At 70.3% G+C, this 17,772-nt stretch carries 14 protein-coding genes; 10 read left to right on the top strand and 4 right to left on the bottom strand.

The window, feature by feature from the left end:
* Window positions 1-167: 167 nt before the first annotated feature.
* Window positions 168-1,235, bottom strand: coding sequence for a hypothetical protein (locus ACWC21_RS39555; RefSeq protein ID WP_450889412.1), 1,068 nt, complete (start codon window positions 1,233-1,235; stop codon window positions 168-170).
* An 88-nt stretch (window positions 1,236-1,323) separates the two neighbouring features.
* On the bottom strand, window positions 1,324-2,481 hold the full coding sequence (locus ACWC21_RS39550; RefSeq protein ID WP_450889410.1) for a PP2C family protein-serine/threonine phosphatase: 1,158 nt from the start codon (window positions 2,479-2,481) through the stop codon (window positions 1,324-1,326).
* A 152-nt stretch (window positions 2,482-2,633) separates the two neighbouring features.
* Here ACWC21_RS39550 and ACWC21_RS39545 point away from each other — a divergent pair, with 152 nt between their 5' ends.
* Together ACWC21_RS39545 and ACWC21_RS39540 are read left to right on the top strand one after the other, a co-directional pair.
* On the top strand, window positions 2,634-3,080 hold the full coding sequence (locus tag ACWC21_RS39545) for a hypothetical protein (RefSeq protein WP_450889408.1): 447 nt from the start codon (window positions 2,634-2,636) through the stop codon (window positions 3,078-3,080).
* 325 nt (window positions 3,081-3,405) lie between these two features.
* A complete protein-coding gene (locus tag ACWC21_RS39540) occupies window positions 3,406-4,338 on the top strand; it encodes a hypothetical protein (RefSeq protein WP_450889407.1) in 933 nt (310 codons plus the stop codon).
* Here the strand turns inward: ACWC21_RS39540 and ACWC21_RS39535 are convergent.
* A complete protein-coding gene (locus tag ACWC21_RS39535) occupies window positions 4,229-5,587 on the bottom strand; it encodes an aminotransferase-like domain-containing protein (protein WP_450889405.1) in 1,359 nt (452 codons plus the stop codon). The genes ACWC21_RS39540 and ACWC21_RS39535 overlap by 110 nt on opposite strands.
* A gap of 87 nt (window positions 5,588-5,674) precedes the next feature.
* Here ACWC21_RS39535 and ACWC21_RS39530 point away from each other — a divergent pair, with 87 nt between their 5' ends.
* The 8 genes from ACWC21_RS39530 (at window position 5,675) to ACWC21_RS39495 (ending at window position 16,497) form a co-directional block, all read left to right on the top strand.
* Window positions 5,675-6,508 carry an alpha/beta fold hydrolase gene (locus ACWC21_RS39530; RefSeq protein ID WP_450889403.1) on the top strand — a complete coding sequence of 278 codons (834 nt, stop codon included), beginning with the start codon at window positions 5,675-5,677 and terminating at the stop codon, window positions 6,506-6,508.
* A gap of 60 nt (window positions 6,509-6,568) precedes the next feature.
* Window positions 6,569-8,137 (top strand): VWA domain-containing protein, encoded by a 1,569-nt coding sequence (locus ACWC21_RS39525; protein WP_450889402.1) that lies wholly within the window; start codon window positions 6,569-6,571, stop codon window positions 8,135-8,137.
* Window positions 8,138-8,296: 159 nt separating this feature from the next.
* On the top strand, window positions 8,297-10,018 hold the full coding sequence (gene metG / locus ACWC21_RS39520) for a methionine--tRNA ligase (RefSeq protein ID WP_450889400.1): 1,722 nt from the start codon (window positions 8,297-8,299) through the stop codon (window positions 10,016-10,018).
* Between the two features lie 150 nt (window positions 10,019-10,168).
* A complete protein-coding gene (locus ACWC21_RS39515; protein WP_450889398.1) occupies window positions 10,169-10,654 on the top strand; it encodes a hypothetical protein in 486 nt (161 codons plus the stop codon).
* A gap of 9 nt (window positions 10,655-10,663) precedes the next feature.
* Window positions 10,664-13,357, top strand: a complete 2,694-nt coding sequence (locus ACWC21_RS39510; RefSeq protein ID WP_450889397.1) for an HD domain-containing protein — start codon at window positions 10,664-10,666, stop codon at window positions 13,355-13,357.
* A gap of 18 nt (window positions 13,358-13,375) precedes the next feature.
* On the top strand, window positions 13,376-14,992 hold the full coding sequence (gene metG, locus ACWC21_RS39505; protein WP_450889395.1) for a methionine--tRNA ligase: 1,617 nt from the start codon (window positions 13,376-13,378) through the stop codon (window positions 14,990-14,992).
* A 135-nt stretch (window positions 14,993-15,127) separates the two neighbouring features.
* Window positions 15,128-16,057: a hypothetical protein gene (locus ACWC21_RS39500; RefSeq protein ID WP_450889394.1), complete on the top strand. Its 930-nt coding sequence runs from the start codon at window positions 15,128-15,130 to the stop codon at window positions 16,055-16,057.
* 23 nt (window positions 16,058-16,080) lie between these two features.
* Entirely contained in the window at window positions 16,081-16,497 is a 417-nt protein-coding gene (locus ACWC21_RS39495) for a hypothetical protein (RefSeq protein WP_450889392.1), read from the top strand.
* 178 nt (window positions 16,498-16,675) lie between these two features.
* Here ACWC21_RS39495 and ACWC21_RS39490 read toward each other — a convergent pair.
* Window positions 16,676-17,772: IS630 family transposase (locus ACWC21_RS39490; protein ID WP_450889390.1), on the bottom strand; the 1,097-nt coding region annotated here is incomplete at its 5' end.

Below are 17,772 nucleotides of genomic sequence, written 5' to 3'. Positions count from 1 at the left end.
TGATGCTGTCCGCCGCGACAGGTCACTTCGCGGAGATCATTTCGTCGGGAAAGCCTCAGTCACCGAGCGTCAACGGCCTGGCAGACCCCGAAGGATCGTGTCCGTGGTCCCGGGTATGCGAGGCGGTGCCGTCCGTCTCCCGACCGGGCATCCCACTAACTGACGGCTCAGCCCTGTGTCTGGAGCTGCCGCAGGTGCTGCTGGACGTGGTCCAGCGCACCCTGCCGGCGGCCCGGCACCCTGAGTCTCAACTCCGCGAGCGCGGGCCCGAGTTCACGGGCCCGCGCTCGGTCGTCGATACGCCCCCACTGGTGGTGGGCACGGTCCACGGCCGCCTCCACGGCGGGCGCGTCCGCCGCCTGACCGGCGGCCAGCCGGGCCGAGGCGACGGTCAGCCAGGTACGGCAGCTGCGCACCGGGTCACCGGCGAACATCGCCAGGTCCGCGCGGACCTCGGCCCAGTGCAGCGCGTCCTCGGAGGCGGGCCCGAGCGCCCGCACCGCGGCCTGCTCGTGGCGCGCGGCGACGGCGTCGGCGTCGGCGTGCCGTCCGGCCCGCACCGCGGCACTGATCTCGGCGTGCGGGTCGGTGCCCGCGAGGCTCCCGGCGGAGGCCAGCACGAGGTCACGGTGGGCGCCGCCCTCTTCGGCGGTCCGGGCCAGCGCCTGCTCGTGCAACTGCTCCATCGGCGGCCGCGACCCGCTGCGCAGAAACGTCGCCACCGCCTTCATGTAGGACGGCGAGGCGACCTGCCGCCGGGGCGGCGGAGGCGCGATGCGCCCGTAGACGGCGTTGTTCCGGCCGCAGTCCAGCGGCGTGCCGTGCAGGTGCTCCCAGGTCTCGGCGTCCGCGTGCAGGTCGACGACCAGGGTGGTCGCGCCGGTGGGGCGCAGCCGGAGTTCCTCGCGGATCCAGTGCCAGGGCAGGGCCGTGTAGCGGACGGTGGCGGGGGTGGTGCGGGCCAGCGCCAGGTGCGGCAGGTGCTGGCGGCGGTCGAGCTGGAGCTGGCCGGTGACGAACACGCTGAGCGGTCCGGGGGCGGTCGCGGCGGCGCGCAGCCGGGTGAGCACGGCCTGCGGGTCCAGCGGGTCGGCGAGTTCCACCACGTTGGCGGTGTCGGTGCCGGCGAGCACGGCGGGGGCGACGGCCGCCAGGACGGGGAGCACGGAGGCCGCGTCCACCAGGCGCCCCTTGCCCACCGGTGAGGCCGCCAGCAGCAGCACGGTTCCGGGCATCGTCCCCCCTTTGGTCGGTCGGTCCGGCCGGTCGGCCCTCCGACCGGTCAGAGCAGCACCGTAACCGCTGCGGCCGTGCAGGTGGGGGTCAGGCCCGGAAACGTCCCCCCAGCAGGACGCCCTCGATGCGGCGCACCGCGAAGATCGTGGTGTCGTCCACCAGGTGGCCGCCGCTGTGCCGCAGCACGCCCTCGCGGACCAGCCGGGTCAGCCGGCCCGGCCGGGCGGCGCCCGGGTCGGCGGAGGTGGCGCGGGTGACCTGGTCCACCAGGTCGTAGAAGACGCCGTGGCCGTCCCGGGCCTCGGTCACCCCGTCCGTGGTGAGCAGCACGGTCTCGCCGGGTCCGAGGGGCACCCGGACGGGCGGGGGAGGCGGGGCGGCGGGGACGAGTTCGCCGAGGCCGAGCGGGAGACGCTCACCGGCCGGCAGGGCGCGCACGCCGGCCGGGCCGATCACCAGCGGGGGCTCGTGGCCGAAGTTGACGACCTCCATGGTGCCGTCGTCCAGGACCGGGAAGCCGATCAGCACGGCGGTGGCGAAGCGGTCGCCGTCCCCGCGGCCCAGCGAGGTGCTGTGGAAGCGGTGGCGGCCCATGCGCACCTCCAGGTGGGCGGCGACCGTCGCGAGGTCGGGCGCGTGGTAGCCGATCTCGCGGAAGGTGCCGAGCAGCGCGGCCGCCGCCTCCACCGCACCGAGGCCCTTGCCCTGCACGTCACCGAGGAGGACGCGGGTGCCGTTCGGACCGGGCTGGATGTCGTAGAAGTCGCCGCCGACGCGGGCCTCGGTGTCGGCGGCCAGATAGGCGGCGGCGTGCTCCAGGCCGGCCCAGCCCGGCGGCAGCGGGCGCAGCACGGTGCGGCGGGTGGTCTCGGCGATGTCCCTCATGTGCAGCATGCGCCGCTCGCCGCGCAGCCGGACCGCGCAGGCCAGCACGGCGAGGATGCCGCCGAGGGTGACCAGGACGAAGTCGGGCCACCCCACCTTGTACTGGTGGAACAGGACGCTGTCCACGAGCACGTAGTCGACGGCGGCGAGCACGGCGAAGAGGGCCGTGGTCCACAGCCCGCAGAGGGCGGCGGCGATCCCGGGCACCAGGACGATCCAGGAGATGATCCGGAAGTCCTCGGCGGTGTTGACGTCGACCGTGGTGATCCCGGCGAGCAGCAGCAGCGGCACCACCCATGCGACGCTCCGGCCCCGGACCAGCGGGGGTTGCCTTCGGCGCAGGACCTCGCGGTCGGTCACGGTGTGCAGTGCGGCCCGCCCTTCATGCCCCAAGGGAAGCACGCGAGTGGGCGGGCCGCATCCGGGAACCCGGGCTCCCCCGCCCACTTGCCAGGGTGTCACCCCGGGGTGTGCCCTGGAGGGCAGGGGCGAGGAGAGAGAGGAGTGCTCTCATGGCTCAAGCGGCACCCACGTCGGGTGCGATGACCCGGTACGGCCGTCCGCCCGACGTGTTCGACGAGCGGACCCATGCGGTCGCCAGGTGGGCGATGCCCCTGGTGCTCGCCCTGATCTACGGGTACTGGGCCGCGGCCAACACCCGCTACGGCGGTCCCGTCACCGGCTGGAACGTGCTGTTCGGCGTCGTGACGACGATCGTGTTCTTCGCCCTGTGCATGGGCGTGCAGGCCCTCGGCGCACACGTGCGGCGTGAGGTGCACGCCTTTCTGTGGGCGGCCCTCACCGGCATCGCGGTCGGGTTCCTGTACAGCCTGAGCGGCCGCGGTCACACGGTACTGGCGTCCACGGGCCTGGCCCTGGCCACCGCGGCGCCCGTGTTCGTGCTCATGTTCTACCGCTACTACACCCACGAGGACGCCGCCGGCCACCGGATCAGGTGATCATCCCTGGCCCGGCCGCGCGTGGGCCCCGGTGAGAGCGCCGGGGCCCACACGGTTCGCGTATCTCCCGGTATCCCCCGTCCCGCGTGGCCTCGTGTCCCGCGTGGCTCTGTGTCCCGGGTGGCCTCGTGTCTCGCGTGGCTCCGTGTCCCGGGTGGCTCCGTGTCCCGCGTGGCTCTGTGTCCCGGGTGGCCTCGTGTCCCGCGTGGCTCCGTGTCCCCGGACGCGGGGCCACCGGAGATGCGGGGCGCCACGGGCGACGCCGGGCCCCCCGAATGCAGCCGCTCCGCTCGCGCCTCCCGCCCCCCGGACGTGTCCTGGGAACGTGTCCCCACGTCCACGGAGCGCCCTGTCGGCCCTGCTGATCGCCCTGTCCTGCCTCCTCGTGCCGTTCGGCGCCCTGGCGGCCTGGGCGTCGTACACGCTCGCCGACACCGGCCGGTACGTCGCCGCCGTGGCGCCGCTCGCCACCGACCCGGACGTGCGGGACGCCGTCGCGGACACGGTCGGGGACGGCATCGTGCGCCAGGTCGACGTGGGCGGCCCGGCGCGCACCTCGGTCCGTCCCTTCGTGCACGACGCGGTGCGCTCCTTCACCCGGACCCGGGCCTTCCGCGTCGCCTGGGACGCCGGCAACCGGGCCGCCCACAGCGCCGTGCTCCAGGCACTGCACGACGAACGCACCGCACGCGGCCGGCCGGTCACCGTCGACCTCGCCCCCGTCACCGCCCAGGTGAAGCGCCGCCTCACCCAGGACCACGTGCCGCTGGCCGCCCGCATCCCGGTGCGGCACACCACGGTCACCGTGCTCCCGGCCCGGGACCTGGCCCATTTGCGGAAGGGGTTCCACGTGCTGGAAGTCGCCGGCCTCTGGCTGCCCGTCGCGGCCGTCGTCTTCGCGGCCACCGGGATCGCCCTCGCCGTCCACCGCCGACGGGCGGTCACCGCCACCGCCGTGGGCACGGCCCTGGGCGGCGCGCTGCTCCTCCTCGCCCGCACCGCCGGCCGCCGTCTCACCCTCGCCGGCCTGCCCGACGACGTCTCCCGTCCGGCAGCCGGTGCGGTGTACGACGCGCTCACCGGCACCCTGCGCACGGCCTCCTGGCTGCTGCTGGGCTGCGGCCTGGCGGTGGCACTGGCCGCCTGGCTCACCGGGTACGTCCGCGCACGGGGGGCCGCACAGCTGCTGCGAGGCCGGCGAGCGTCCGCAGCGCCCGAACCAGCTCCGGCTCCGGAGCCGACGCGAGCCCGAGCCTGACGGCGTCCGGTGTGCGGCTGGGGTCCACGCAGAAGGCCGTACCCGGTGTGACGGCGATCCCGCGGGCCGCCGCGGCGGCCGTGAAGGTGTCCGCCCGCCACCGCGCGGGCAACTCCCACCAGGCGAAACAGGCCTGCGGATCGGACCGTACGGCGAATCCGGCGAGCTCCTCGGCGACCAGTCGCTGCCGCCGGGCCGCGTCCGCCCGCTTGGCCGTCACCAGCCGCTCCACCGTCCCGTCCCCGAGCCATCGCACGGCCGCCTCCAGCGCGAACGCGCCCGCGCTCCAGCCCCCGGACCGGATCGCGGAGGCCACCGCCTCCACCCGGTCCGGCGGTACGACGGCGAACCCGACGGTGAGTCCCGGCGCGACCCGCTTGGACAGGCCGTCGACCAGGTGGGTGAGAGCGGGGGCGAGGGCGGCGAGCGGGGGCTCGGTCCCCCGGTGGAGGAACGACCAGATGCGGTCCTCGACCACAGGCAGGCTCAACTCACTCACCACTTCGGCAAGTTCGGCGCGACGCCGCGCGTCCATGGTCACCGAGGTCGGATTGTGCAGGGTCGGCTGGAGGTAGAGGGCCGACAGGGGAGCGGTCCGGTGGGCGGTGGCGACGGACCGCGGGCTGAGACCCCCGTCGTCCGCGGCGAGCGGCACCAGGGTGATGCCCAGCCGGGCCGCCATCTCCTTGACCAGCGGATACGTCAACGGCTCGACACCGAGCCGGCCGCCCGGCCGGACCAGGGAGGCGAGGGTCGCGGCGATGGCCTGGCGGGCGTTGCCGGTGAAGAGGATCCGGGCGGGGTCCGGACACCAGGCGCCGGTGCCGAGCAGGGCGGCCACCGCGTCCCGGGCGGCGGCAGTGCCGGTGGCGGCGGCCGGGCGGAGCGCCTCGGTGAGCGCGTCCGGGCGGAGCAGGGCGGTCAGGGCGGGGGTGAGGATCTCCGACTGGCCTGGCGCGGAAGGGTAGTTGAGCTCAAGGTTGACCGACCGGACGGGGGCGGAGGCTTCCGTCAGCGCCCGCCCGGCCGCCTCCGGACCGGCGGCGGCGCGTACGAAGGTGCCGCGTCCGACCTCGCCCACCACCAGCCCCCGCCGCACGAGTTCGGCGTACACGCGCCCGGCCGTCGAGACCGCGACCCCGCGCCGCCGGGCGAACACCCGCTGGGGGAGCAGGCGTTGACCCGGACGCAGCCGCCCGGCCGCGATCTCGTCGGCGATTCTGTCGGCGAGCCGCCGGAAGTCGTCCACAACTCTCCCCGCTCCGTCGTCCGGCCGGATTGCACCGAGGGCAAAGATGTTATTGCACCGAGTAGTTGATCACCCTAGGGTCGCCGTATGACCCCCTTCCTGGCATACGACGACAAAGCCCCCGAAATCCCCCGGGGGCTCCCACTCGTCCTCGTCCACGGCCACCCCTTCGACCGCACCATGTGGGCCCCCCAGATCGAGGCCTTCTCCGCCTCCCGCCGGGTGATCGCCCCCGATCTGCGCGGCTACGGCGCCTCCCCCGTCGTCCCCGGCACCACCCCGCTCCCCCGGTTCGCGCGGGACGTCGCCGACCTGCTGGACGAGCTGGAAGTGGAGTCCTGCGTACTCGCCGGGCTGTCCATGGGCGGGCAGATCGTCATGGACTGCTACCGGCAGTTCCCCGAGCGGATACGGGGCCTGGTCCTCGCCGACACCTTCCCGGCGGCGGAGACCCCGGACGGCAGGCGGGCCCGGGGCGCCATGGCCGACCGGCTGCTGCGGGAGGGCATGCGCGGGTACGCCGACGAGGTCCTGGAGAAGATGGTCGCCCCCTACGCCCCGCCCGAGGTGAAGTCCCACGCCCACCGCATGATGACGGCCACCCCGCCGGAGGGCGCCGCGGCGGCCCTGCGCGGCCGGGCGGAACGACCCGACTACCGCGACCTGCTGACCCGGGTCGGCGTGCCCGCGCTCGTGGTCGTCGGTGCCGACGACACCTTCACCCCGGTCTCCGACGCCGAGGCCATGCACGCCGCCCTCCCCGACTCCACCCTGCACGTCGTCGAGGGCGCGGCACACATGCCCAACCTGGAACGACCCGAGGAGTTCAACAGGGTGCTGGGGGAGTTCCTGGCGCTGGTGGACAGGGAACGGCGACAGCTAGGGCCATCGCTTCACCGCACCGAGATCCAGGGCCGCTAACCTTACGTGTCCGTCCTGGCCAGGGATCGACGGAAACAACTCACTCGAAGGGTTGCGCACATGGGCCTTCTCACTCTTCTGCGGAATGCGTTCGGCCGGTCACGCAAGGGGCGTACCGCCGACGCAGAGGGTGCGGACAGCACGCTTTCGCCCGAGCCGACCGTTTCGTCCCCCACGCCGGAACCCGAACCGCAGCCCGAGCCCACGCCTCATGTCCCGGAGCCCCGTCGGGAGCAGGCCGAAGAGCACGACCTGGTCTCGGCAGCCTTCAACAACGTGACGGTCCCGGCCCAGACCACGGACCCGGAAATCCGACTGGTGCCGGTAGTCGAGCCGGAGTCCGCGGCCACGGTCGAGGCGGAGCCGGAGCCGACCGCCGAGGCGGCCCCCGAGCCCACCCCGTCCGCCAAGGCGGAGGCCGACCCGGACCCCGCACCCTCCCCGGCCCCCGATGCCGAGCCGCCCGTCGAGACCGAGCCGGAGCCCGAGGCCAAGGCGGAGCCGACCCCTGACGAGCAGCCGGACCCGGAGCCGGTTGCCGAGACCGCCCCCGAACCCGCACCGTCCCCCGAGCCCGACCCGGAGCCGGAGCCGGTTGCCGAGGCCACCCCCGAGCCGGACCCGGAGCCGGTTGCCGAGGCCACCCCCAAGCCGGAGCCGGACCCGGAGCCGGTTGCCGAGGCCACCCCCAAGCCGGAGCCGGAGCCGGACCCGGAGCCGGTTGCCGAGGCCACCCCCGAGCCCGAGCCGGTGGCCGAGGTCCCTGCCGAGGTCGAGCCGGAGGCGAAGATCGAGGCCGAGGAGGCGGCGAAGGCGGAGTCGGCGGACGCCCAGCCGGACGAGCCCGCAGCCGCCGACGGCGAGGAGACCCCACAGGGGCCACCCGCACCCGACGACGAAAGCAGCACGGGTGGTGCGGGTGGGAACGACCCGGCCGAAGGCGAAGCCGAGGCCGGCCAGCCCGCGCCCGCGACCACACTCGCCAAGCTGAAGTCCCGCGCCCCCGCCCTGGCCACCGCCTACAAGGCAGCCACCGCCACCCTCAAGAAGAACAACCTCACCGGCACTCGAGCGAAGCTCTACCTCGTCCTCGACCGCTCCGCGAGCATGCGCCCGTACTACAAGGACGGCTCCGCCCAGGCCCTCGCCGAGCAGACCCTCGCCCTCGCCGCCCACCTCGACCCGGAGGGAACGGTCCCGGTCGTCTTCTTCTCCACGGAGGTGGACGGCACCGGCGAGCTCACCCTCACCGACCACGAGAACAAGATCGACGACCTGCACGCAGGGCTCGGCCGCATGGGCCGCACCAGCTACCACGCCGCCGTCGAAGCCGTACTCGCGCTGCACGACAAGACTGCCGACCCCACCGCCCCCGCCCTGGTGATCTTCCAGACGGACGGCGCCCCCGACGCCAAGACCCCGGCCACCCAGTCCCTCACCGAGGCCGCGAAGACGCACCCCGCCGTCTTCTTCTCCTTCGTCGCCTTCGGTGAGCACGACAACAAGGCCTTCGACTACCTCCGCAAACTGAAGACCGACAACACGTCCTTCTTCCACGCGGGCCCGACCCCCCGCGAGCTCACGGACACCGAGCTCTACGAGGGCGTACTGGCGACCTGGCGCCCGTAAGCCGCGCAGCTGCTCCAGCCCCGCGGAACGCCGCCCACTTCTCAGCACCTAAAACGGGAAGCGGGCGGCGTACCCGTGTCGGCTACGATTTCAAGGTTCGTAGACGACCCGGAAACCGCGAGATCGTCACTCCGTGCAGCGACTTGGGAGCAGCCCGCGATGGCTCGACACCTCATCACCAGCGCCCTTCCGTACATCAACGGAATCAAGCACCTGGGCAACATGGTGGGGTCCATGCTCCCGGCGGACGTGTACTCCCGGTACCTCCGCCAGCGCGGCCACGACGTCCTCTACATCTGCGCGACGGACGAGCACGGCACCCCGGCGGAACTCGCGGCGAAGGAGAAGGGCCTCCCGGTCGCCGAGTTCTGTGCCCAGGCCCACGACGCCCAGAAGGCGGTCTACGACGGCTTCGCGCTCGCCTTCGACCACTTCGGCCGCAGCTCCAGCCCGGAGAACGTCGAGATCACCCAGCACTTCGCCCGCCGGCTGAACGAGAACGGCTTCATCGAGGAACGGGCCATCCGCCAGGTGTACAGCCCGGCCGACGGCCGTTTCCTCCCGGACCGCTACGTCGAGGGCACCTGCCCGCACTGCGGCTACGACAAGGCCCGCGGCGACCAGTGCGAGAACTGCACCCGCGTCCTGGACCCGACCGACCTGATCAACCCCCGCTCCGCGATCTCCGGCTCCACCGACCTGGAGGTCCGCGAGACCAAGCACCTCTTCCTCCTGCAGTCGAAGCTGCAGCACGAGGTCGAGGCCTGGGTCTCCCGGCACGAGGAGGACTGGCCGCAGCTCGCCTCCTCCATCGCCCGCAAGTGGCTGAACGAGGGCCTGCACGACCGGGCGATCACCCGGGACCTGGACTGGGGAGTCCCGGTCCCGGCGGACACCTGGCCGGAGCTCGCGGCCGAGGGCAAGGTCTTCTACGTGTGGTTCGACGCCCCGATCGAGTACATCGGCGCGACGAAGGAGTGGGCGGACGCCGCCCCCGCCGGAGAGACCCGGGACTGGAAGTCCTGGTGGTACGAGGCGGACGACACCGTCCGCTACACGGAGTTCATGGCAAAGGACAACGTCCCGTTCCACACGGTGATGTTCCCGGCCACGGAACTCGGCGTCCGTGAGCCGTGGAAGAAGGTCGACTACGTCAAGGCCTTCAACTGGCTGACGTACTACGGCGGCAAGTTCTCCACCTCGCAGAAGCGCGGCGTCTTCACCGACCAGGCCTTGGACATCCTCCCCGCCGACTACTGGCGCTACTTCCTGATCGCCAACGCCCCGGAGTCGGACGACTCGTCCTTCACCTGGGAGCACTTCACGGCCACCGTCAACAAGGACCTCGCCGACACCCTCGGCAACTTCGTCAACCGTGTCCTGTCCTTCTCGAGGAAGCGGTTCGGCGAGGAGGCCCCGGCGGGCGGTGAGCCGGGCGAGGCGGAGCGGAAGCTCGGCGAGGAGATCGCCGCCCTGCTGGCCGAGTACGAGACGCACATGGAAGCCCTCCAGTTCCGCAAGGCCGCTGCCGCCCTGCGCGCCCTGTGGTCGGCCGGCAACTCCTACCTGGAGGAGAAGGCCCCCTGGCTGGAGATCAAGACCGACAAGGACGGCGCGGCCCTCACCCTGCGTACGGCTATGAACCTGATCCACCTGTACGCGGTGGTCTCCGAGCCGCTCATCCCGGCGTCCTCGGCCGCGATGCGCGACGCCTTCGACCTGAAGGACGACACCGCCACCTGGGTCACGCCGGACGAGGCGAAGACCCTCACCGCCGTCCCCGCCGGCACCGCCTTCTCGGTCCCGCCGGTCCTGTTCGCCAAGCTCACGGACGAGGACCTGGCGGCCTACAAGGAGCGCTTCGGCGGCGAGCAGGACTGACGAGGCGCCGCGAGGGGCACCGCGGCGAACGCGGGCCCCCTCGCGGCGTGCCGTGCCGTACGACGATCCCGTGCAGCCGAGTCAGCGACTCTGGATGCCGAGCGAGCCTTCGGGTATCTATGCTGATGGCGCGTCGGACAGGAGGGGGCGATGGCGACTACGGGGGAGACGGAACCGGAGACGGCGTCGGTCCGCAACGAGTTCGCGCTGGAGCGGTACCGATACATCCTGCAGCAGATCAACGCGGTGAACGAGAACGCTCACCGCTTCCTCGCGCTGTACCAGACTCTGGCCACGGCACTCGTCAGCGGGGCTCTCGCCCTGTTCGTGGGTTATCGGAAGTGGCAGCTCCCCCCGACCACCGCGCGCGGCGGCGTGATCGGGTTATTGACCCTGACCACGGTGGTCGCAGCCTTCACCAGCACACTGATCGTCGTCGGTGCACTGGCCTGGCTCGACTACCGCAATGAGGAGTGCGATATCACCGATGAGGTGATCGGCCCGGACTTCCGCAAGCGTCCGCGCCCGGGCAACTTCCTCCGCTGGTACGAAACATACGTGCTGCTCTTCATCCTGGTCTCGGTGATCACCATGTGGTTGCTCGCCGGGGTCTTCCTCCTGCCGGCGATGAGGTGAGCGTCTCCGGTGCCCGAGCACGGCTACATCAGCACCGTCCTGTGGCGGGACACTCTGGCCCCCCGTCCGGACGCTGACGCGCACGCGGAACAGCGTGAACGGCTGCGCACTTCCTATCTGGACCTGCGCAGGAAAGCGGCCGTTCTCCTCGACGAGAACGCGCGCAGCATGCCCGGCTTCACCGTGCACGACATCACCCACGTGGACGCCTTGTGGGAAACGGCCGACCTTGTGTGCGGCCCCCAGGTGACCTTGAATCCCGCCGAGGCCTATGTGCTCGGTTGTGCCTTCGTGCTGCACGACGCCGCGATGGGCGAAGCAGCCTACGGGACGAGTGTGCGGGAGACCCTTGGCGAGGCACGGTGGCGGGATCTGGTGTCGGTCGCCTACTACCACCGTCAGGGATGCTGGCCGGATCAGCGGGAGCTGGAAGAACCCCCCGGCGAGGTCGTCGAGGTGTGCCGGGCGACAGCCATCCGGGAAACCCACGCTGAGCAGGCCCGGCGTCTGGTGGATCAGGCCTGGCGGTCCAGTACGGGCAACGACATCCACCTCATCGACGACGTCCAGCTGCGCGAGGTCTACGGGCCGCTGATCGGTGAACTGGCCGCCAGCCACTGGTGGTCAGTGGACCGGCTCGCTGAGGAGTTCCGCCACGAGCAGGGATCGCTGCCCTGGCAACCGAGCGAGTGGACCATCGAACCGCTCAAGCTCGCCTGCGTCCTGCGGCTCGCCGACGCGACCCAGATCGACAGCCGACGAGCTCCGTCGTTCCTGTTCTCCCTGCGCGACCCGCAAGGAGGCTCCCGCGAGCACTGGCGCTTCCAGGAGCACATCAGCCGCCCCCGTCTGAACGGCGACCGGGTCACCTACTCATCGCTGCGGCCCTTCCTGCCCGAGGACGCCGGTGCATGGTGGCTGGCACTCGGCTATCTCCGCACCATCGACCAGGAGCTGAAGGCGGTCGACGCCCTCCTGCACGACCACCGCCGGGAACGGCTGGCGGCTCGAGCGGTCGCCGGCGTCGATGCCCCCGAACGCTTCGCCCAGCACTTCCGCGTGCAGGGTTGGCGCCCGATCGACGCAACCGTCAAGGTCTCCGACGTACCCGCCCTGGTCAAAAGCCTGGGCGGCGAGCAGCTGTACGGCGACAAACCCGAAGTGGCCGCGCGAGAACTGATCCAGAACGCGCAGGACGCCGTCCTGGCGCGTCAGGCGCTGCAGCCCGGCTTCAGGGACGGGCGCGTGGAGGTCCGGCTGATCCAGACCGGAGGTTCCTGGTGCCTCGAGGTCCGGGACAACGGCGTCGGCATGGACGAGGAGACCCTCATCCACGGCCTGCTCGACTTCGGCAACAGCGGCTGGAGCTCGGCCTCCGTTCGGGGCCGGCTTCCCGGGCTCGCCGACGGCGGCTTCGAGCCGAGCGGACGTTTCGGCATCGGCTTCTTCTCGGTCTTCATGCTCGGCGACCGCGTGGAGCTGATCACACGCCGTTACGACGCCTCCCTCCAGGATGCCCGGCGTCTTGTCTTCGACGGCCCGTCCAACCGGCCACTGCTGACACCGCTGACCAACCAGGGGTGGGTTCCGGAGGGTACGGCGGTGCGTGTCACGCTGTCGAAGAGTCCCAGCGACAGGCGGGGTCTCCTCTACTTCACGGAGGACGACCGGCTCACCCAACTGGTGCAGCGCCTGGTCCTGGACAACGCGGTTCCTGTTCACGTCTGGGAGCCCAGCACGACAGAACCAGTGGTCCATGGCCGGTTCTCCATGGCATCAGGTTCGCCGGAGGAGATCTTCGACCGCCTCTACCCGCCCGTGGCCGACAACTGGCGCGCCGGGGAGGAGAAGCACCGCCTGCACATGCGTGACGACTTCGTCGGGCGTGCGACCGAACTGCTGGACGGCGAGGGTCGACGGATCGGGCTGGCCACGCTCCGGAACGGCCTGTTCTACCAGGGGTACCGCAGTTACAGCGGAGCGGTCACGGTCAACGGCTTCCTCGCTGACCAATCGGCCGCTTTCGCGGGGTATCTCGCGGGTCGGCCCAGCCGGGCCTCACGGGACCGGTCCGACCTGGTCGCCGACCAGGAACAGGTGCGGCAGTGGATGCGGACCCAGGAGCAAAGGCTCCGCGAAACGGGTCAATTCGACGACTCCCTGCAACTGGAGTTGGCCGCCGCCCTGCACGCTGCGTTCAACGACCTCAGCGACGACGTCGCGTTCGCCATCACATCCCAAGGCCTGCTCCGGCCGTCCGGCGCAGTCGGCTGGGCCGCGGAACGGGACGAGATCCTGATGACCTATGGCGGGCTTCCTCTGGCCTGGAACAGCCGGCCCCCAGAGGTCTACAACTATCAGTCCGGCCAGCGACTGCAGCTCCCGGACAACTGGATCATCCTGTGCATGCGGTTGCTCCCCGTACCACTCGGGGAGGTGTTCCTGGATGTGGACAACCGCGATGCCACCTACGCCTCCGCCCGCCACCACACCAGTCTGAGCTGGCAGAAGAGGTGGTGGCGCATCTCGGGTGGTCTGGACGGACTGTTCCTGCGAGCCGTGTGCCGAGCCTGGTCGTGCACCGTGGAGGAGCTGCTGGCTCCGATCGAGCGCCGCAACTGGTCGGACACCGGTCATCTGGACGACGACAGCGTGGGCCCCGTCCCCGGCCTCCTTCTGCGCCGTCCCTCGAAAGCAGCCTGACCATTAGCCTTGGCAGGCATGCAGACCGAGACAGCTACGCCCGGAACGTCGAAGGCGTACTACGTCACCACACCGATCTACTACGTCAACGACGCTCCTCACCTGGGCCACGCCTATACGACCGTCGCAGGCGACGTGCTCACCCGCTGGCACCGTCAGCGCGGCGAGAAGGTGTGGTACCTCACCGGCACGGACGAGCACGGTCAGAAGATCATGCGCACGGCCGAGGCCAACGGGGTCACCCCGCAGGCGTGGGCCGACAAGCTCGTCACCGAGGCCTGGAAGCCCTTGTGGGAGCACCTGGAGATCGCGAACGACGACTTCATCCGCACCACGCAGAAGCGGCACACCGACCGAGTCCAGGAGTTCGTGCAGGACCTGTACGACAAGGGCGAGATCTACAAGGACGGCTACGAGGGCCCGTACTGCGTCGGCTGCGAGGAGTACAAGCTGCCGGGCGAGCTGCTCGACGGCGAGGGCGAGTACGCGGGCCAGAAGCTCTGCCCCATCCACAAGAAGCCGGTGGAGATCCTCAGCGAGGAGAACTACTTCTTCAAGCTGAGCGAGTACGGCGAGAAGCTCCTCGCCCACTACGAGGCGAACCCCGACTTCATCCAGCCCGAGTCCGCACGCAACGAGGTCGTGAACTTCGTCCGCCAGGGCCTGCAGGACCTGTCCATCTCCCGCTCGACGTTCGACTGGGGCATCCCGATCCCGTGGGACGACAAGCACGTGATCTACGTGTGGGTGGACGCGCTGCTGAACTACGCCACTGCGGTCGGCTACAACGAGAACCAGGCGAAGTTCGAGGACACCTTCCCGGCCGACGTCCACCTGGTCGGCAAGGACATCCTCCGCTTCCACGCGGTGATCTGGCCGGCGATGCTGATGGCGCAGGGCCTGCCGCTGCCCGGGAAGATCGCCGCGAACGGCTGGCTGATGGTCGGCGGCGAGAAGATGTCGAAGTCGAACCTGACCGGCATCAAGCCGCAGGACCTGACCACGCACTTCGGCGTGGACGCCTACCGCTGGTACTTCCTGCGCGCCATCGCCTTCGGCCAGGACGGCTCCTTCTCCTGGGAGGACTTCTCCGCCCGCTACACCAGCGAGCTGGCGAACGACTACGGCAACCTGGCCTCCCGGGTCGCCGCGATGGTCGGCAAGTACTTCGGTGGCGAGCTGCCGGCGTCGACGGCCGACGGCGAGGCCGAGAAGGCGGTCCACGACGGCCTGGCCAGGGCAGTCGCCGAGGCCGACCGCAAGATCGGCGACGAGCTGGACTTCCAGGGCGGCATCCTGGCCGTCTTCGACTTCATCAAGCAGGTCAACGGCTACCTCACCGAGCAGGAGCCGTGGAAGGTCGCCAAGGACGACTCGCCCGAGGGCAAGGCCCGCCTGGCGACGATCCTCTACACGGCGGCGGAATCCCTCCGCGCGGTGGCCGTCCTCCTCAACCCGGTCATGCCGGACACCTCCCAGAAGCTCTGGGACTCCCTCGGCGCCGAGGCGTCCCTGGGCGCCCTGGCGGACCAGAAGGTCCAGGAGGCCGGCGAGTGGGGCCAGCTCCCGCCCACCTCCACCGTCACCAAGGGCGCGGTGCTCTTCCCGCGCCTGGAGGAGAATCCGACCGCGTAACTCGCGAGCCGTACGGCAACGCGCCCCGCTCCCGGTCCTCACCGGAGCGGGGCGCGAACGTTTCAGCTGTCCTCGAACGGGTGAATGCTCCCCATCACCCGGACAGCGCATCTCGTGATCGTCGAGATTGCTCCCATGGTCACTTCGACACACGAGGCCTCGCACCGGATCTTCCAGGAGCATCCCGAGGTCCTCGCCCCCGTCTTCGAGGCACTGGGCCTGCCGCCTCCGGCAAAATCGATCATCGAGGCGATGTCCCCCGACGCCACGGAGATCCGTCCCATGGAACGCCGTGTGGACACCGTGCTCAAAGTCGAGCCGTCCGAGGGTGACCGGTTCATGGTCGCCGTCGAGAAACAGACCGAACGGGTCCCGGGCAAAGGAATCAGCTGGGCGTACTACGTCGCGTACCTGCATGCGAAGTTCGGAGTCCCCGTGCTGCTGGTCGTGGTCTGCCACAGCAAGCGGACCGCGGAGTGGGCGGCAGGACCGTTCGAAAACCGCGTCGGCCCCTGGGCCACCCAGGTGACGCGCCCGTTCGTCCTGGGCCCGGACAACGTTCCGGAGATCACCGACGTGTCGATGGTCACCGAGAATCCGGCGCTGGCGACGATCTCTGCCATCGTGCACTGCGAGAGCGAGAACCACCCCGCCATACTGAACATGCTGGCCGGCGGAATCCGGTTCTTCGACAAGGCCACAGCTAAATACTGGTGCGAGTTCGTGGAAATCGGCCTGGAGAACACTCCAGCCAGGGAGACATGGAAAGGGCTTCAGAAAATGATCGCCACCTACTTCCCCGGCCGGGGGACCCTCTTCGAGCAGACGTACCTGGAGGGCAAGGCCGAAGGCGAGGCCAAGGGCGAGGCCAAGGCCATCCTTCGCTTCCTCGAAGCACGGGGCGTCTTCGTCCCCGAGGAAGCCCGCGACCGCATTGCCGACTGCACCGACCTCGACCTCCTCAACCGCTGGCTGGACCGGACGCCCCACGTGGAGAGCGTCGACGAGTTGTTCGCGGAAGAGTCGGAGGTCTCCGAGGTCGCGTCCGACGGGCCCCTCGCATGAATCGGCGGCTACTGATCAACCAAATGAGCCCCGAGCTTCAGGAGAAGGTGAGGAGTCGGCACCTGACCACCGCCTTCTGCATGGCCATCGGGGTGCCTCCCGAGGAGGCGATCGCCGACCAGAACGCATACCTGAACGAAATCAGCCGACGCGATTCTCTGTCCCTCGATGACGTCACCTTGCTGCGCGCCTTGGCGGGGGACTGGACCGATGAGTACAGGATGGCGTGGAGGGCCGGCTTCGCGGAGGGACGGGCCACGGCAGTCCTGCGGACCTTGCAGAGGCGAGGCATAGAGGTAACCGCCAACACCTGGGAGCGCGTTACCGCCTGCACCGACCTGGCGATCCTCGCCCGCTGGCTGGACTCGGCCTTCACAGTCAAGAACGCCGAGGAACTGTTCACCGCGCACCCCGGTCACGCCCAGCCCTCCGCTCCTTGAGCAGCTGCCACCGACGGCCTCACGGACCTCGGGCCGCATAGTCGCGACCAGGGCCCGGAAAGGACATACCTCTCCGGGCCTCTACCTCTGTGGCTCAGGGCCGACCGGGGAAGATCCGCTCAATCGGGGCGACCCCGGCTACCGCACACCTAGTGTGATGCGCCAGAAATCCTCGGGCTTAATTCTGCTCTGTTTTCTGGCTGGCGGTTCCGACCTTGGTGAGGTAGTCGGCGAGGGAGTTGAGGATCTCGTCGGCTGTCTTGGTCCAGGTGAAGGGCTGCGGGTTCTCGTTCCAGGTGTCGATCCACGCAGCGATGTCGTCCTCCAGTGCCTTAACGGAGGTGTGGACGCCGCGGCGGATGAGCTTGTCGGTCAGCAGGCCGAACCACCGTTCTACCTGGTTCATCCAGGAGGAGCCGGTGGGGGTGAAATGGACGTGGAAGCGGGGGTGTTTGCCGAGCCACGTCCTGATCTCGGCGGTGTTGTGGGTGGCGTAGTTGTCGCAGACGAGGTGCACGTCGAGTCCGGCGGGCACCGCCTTGTCGATCCGGATCAGGAACTTCTTGAACTCGATCGCCCGGTGGCGGCGGTGCAGTGCCGATATGACGGTGCCGTCGGCGATGTTGAAGGCGGCGAACAGGCTGGTGATGCCGTGCCGCAGATAGTCGTGGGTACGGCGTTCGGGCATGCCCGGCATCATCGGCAACACCGGCTGGGACCGGTCCAGCGCCTGGATCTGGGACTTCTCGTCCACACAGAGCACGACCGCCTTCTCGGGCGGGTGGTGGTACAGGCCGACAACGTCGACGACCTTGGCGACGAACTGCGGATCGGTGGACAGCTTGAAGGAGTCCTGCAGGTGAGGCTTGAGGTCGAACCGCTTCCAGATCCGCCCGATCGTCGACTTCGACAGGCCCGTGCGCTGGGCCATCGAAGCCCGTGACCAATGCGTGTCCTGGCCCGGGACCGACTCCAAGGTGGCCACGACGACCTCCTCGACCTGGTCAAGGAGGATCGAAGGCGGCCGGCCCGAGCGCGGCTCGTCATGCAGACCATCGAGGCGTTTCGCGATGAACCGGGCCCGCCAGCGATCCACGGTCGACCTGTCGATGCCGAGGTCGGCCGCGGCCTGCTGGTTCGTCCCGCCCTCCGCGCAGCGCAGCACGATCCGGGCTCGCAACGCGAGAAACTGAGCGGTCTTGGCCTGTCGCGCCCACTGCTGCAGCTGCCTGCGCTCAGCATCGTCGAGGACCAGGTCGGCCTTCGGCCGGCCAA

It is taken from the genome of Streptomyces sp. NPDC001348 (genome assembly GCF_053597535.1).
Note: the sequence above shows the minus strand (reverse complement) of the source record. Positions and strands in the feature narration are given on the sequence as shown.

What these genes read in the sequence shown, in the direction of transcription:
- ACWC21_RS39515 (WP_450889398.1), top strand. Translation starts at nt 10,169, where the DNA reads ATGGCGACTACGGGGGAGACGGAACCGGAGACGGCGTCGGTCCGCAAC.
- ACWC21_RS39530 (WP_450889403.1), top strand. Translation starts at nt 5,675, where the DNA reads ATGACCCCCTTCCTGGCATACGACGACAAAGCCCCCGAAATCCCCCGG.
- ACWC21_RS39525 (WP_450889402.1), top strand. Translation starts at nt 6,569, where the DNA reads ATGGGCCTTCTCACTCTTCTGCGGAATGCGTTCGGCCGGTCACGCAAG.
- metG (WP_450889395.1), top strand. Translation starts at nt 13,376, where the DNA reads ATGCAGACCGAGACAGCTACGCCCGGAACGTCGAAGGCGTACTACGTC.
- metG (WP_450889400.1), top strand. Translation starts at nt 8,297, where the DNA reads ATGGCTCGACACCTCATCACCAGCGCCCTTCCGTACATCAACGGAATC.
- ACWC21_RS39545 (WP_450889408.1), top strand. Translation starts at nt 2,634, where the DNA reads ATGGCTCAAGCGGCACCCACGTCGGGTGCGATGACCCGGTACGGCCGT.
- ACWC21_RS39555 (WP_450889412.1), bottom strand. Translation starts at nt 1,235, where the DNA reads ATGCCCGGAACCGTGCTGCTGCTGGCGGCCTCACCGGTGGGCAAGGGG.
- ACWC21_RS39500 (WP_450889394.1), top strand. Translation starts at nt 15,128, where the DNA reads ATGGTCACTTCGACACACGAGGCCTCGCACCGGATCTTCCAGGAGCAT.
- ACWC21_RS39495 (WP_450889392.1), top strand. Translation starts at nt 16,081, where the DNA reads ATGAGCCCCGAGCTTCAGGAGAAGGTGAGGAGTCGGCACCTGACCACC.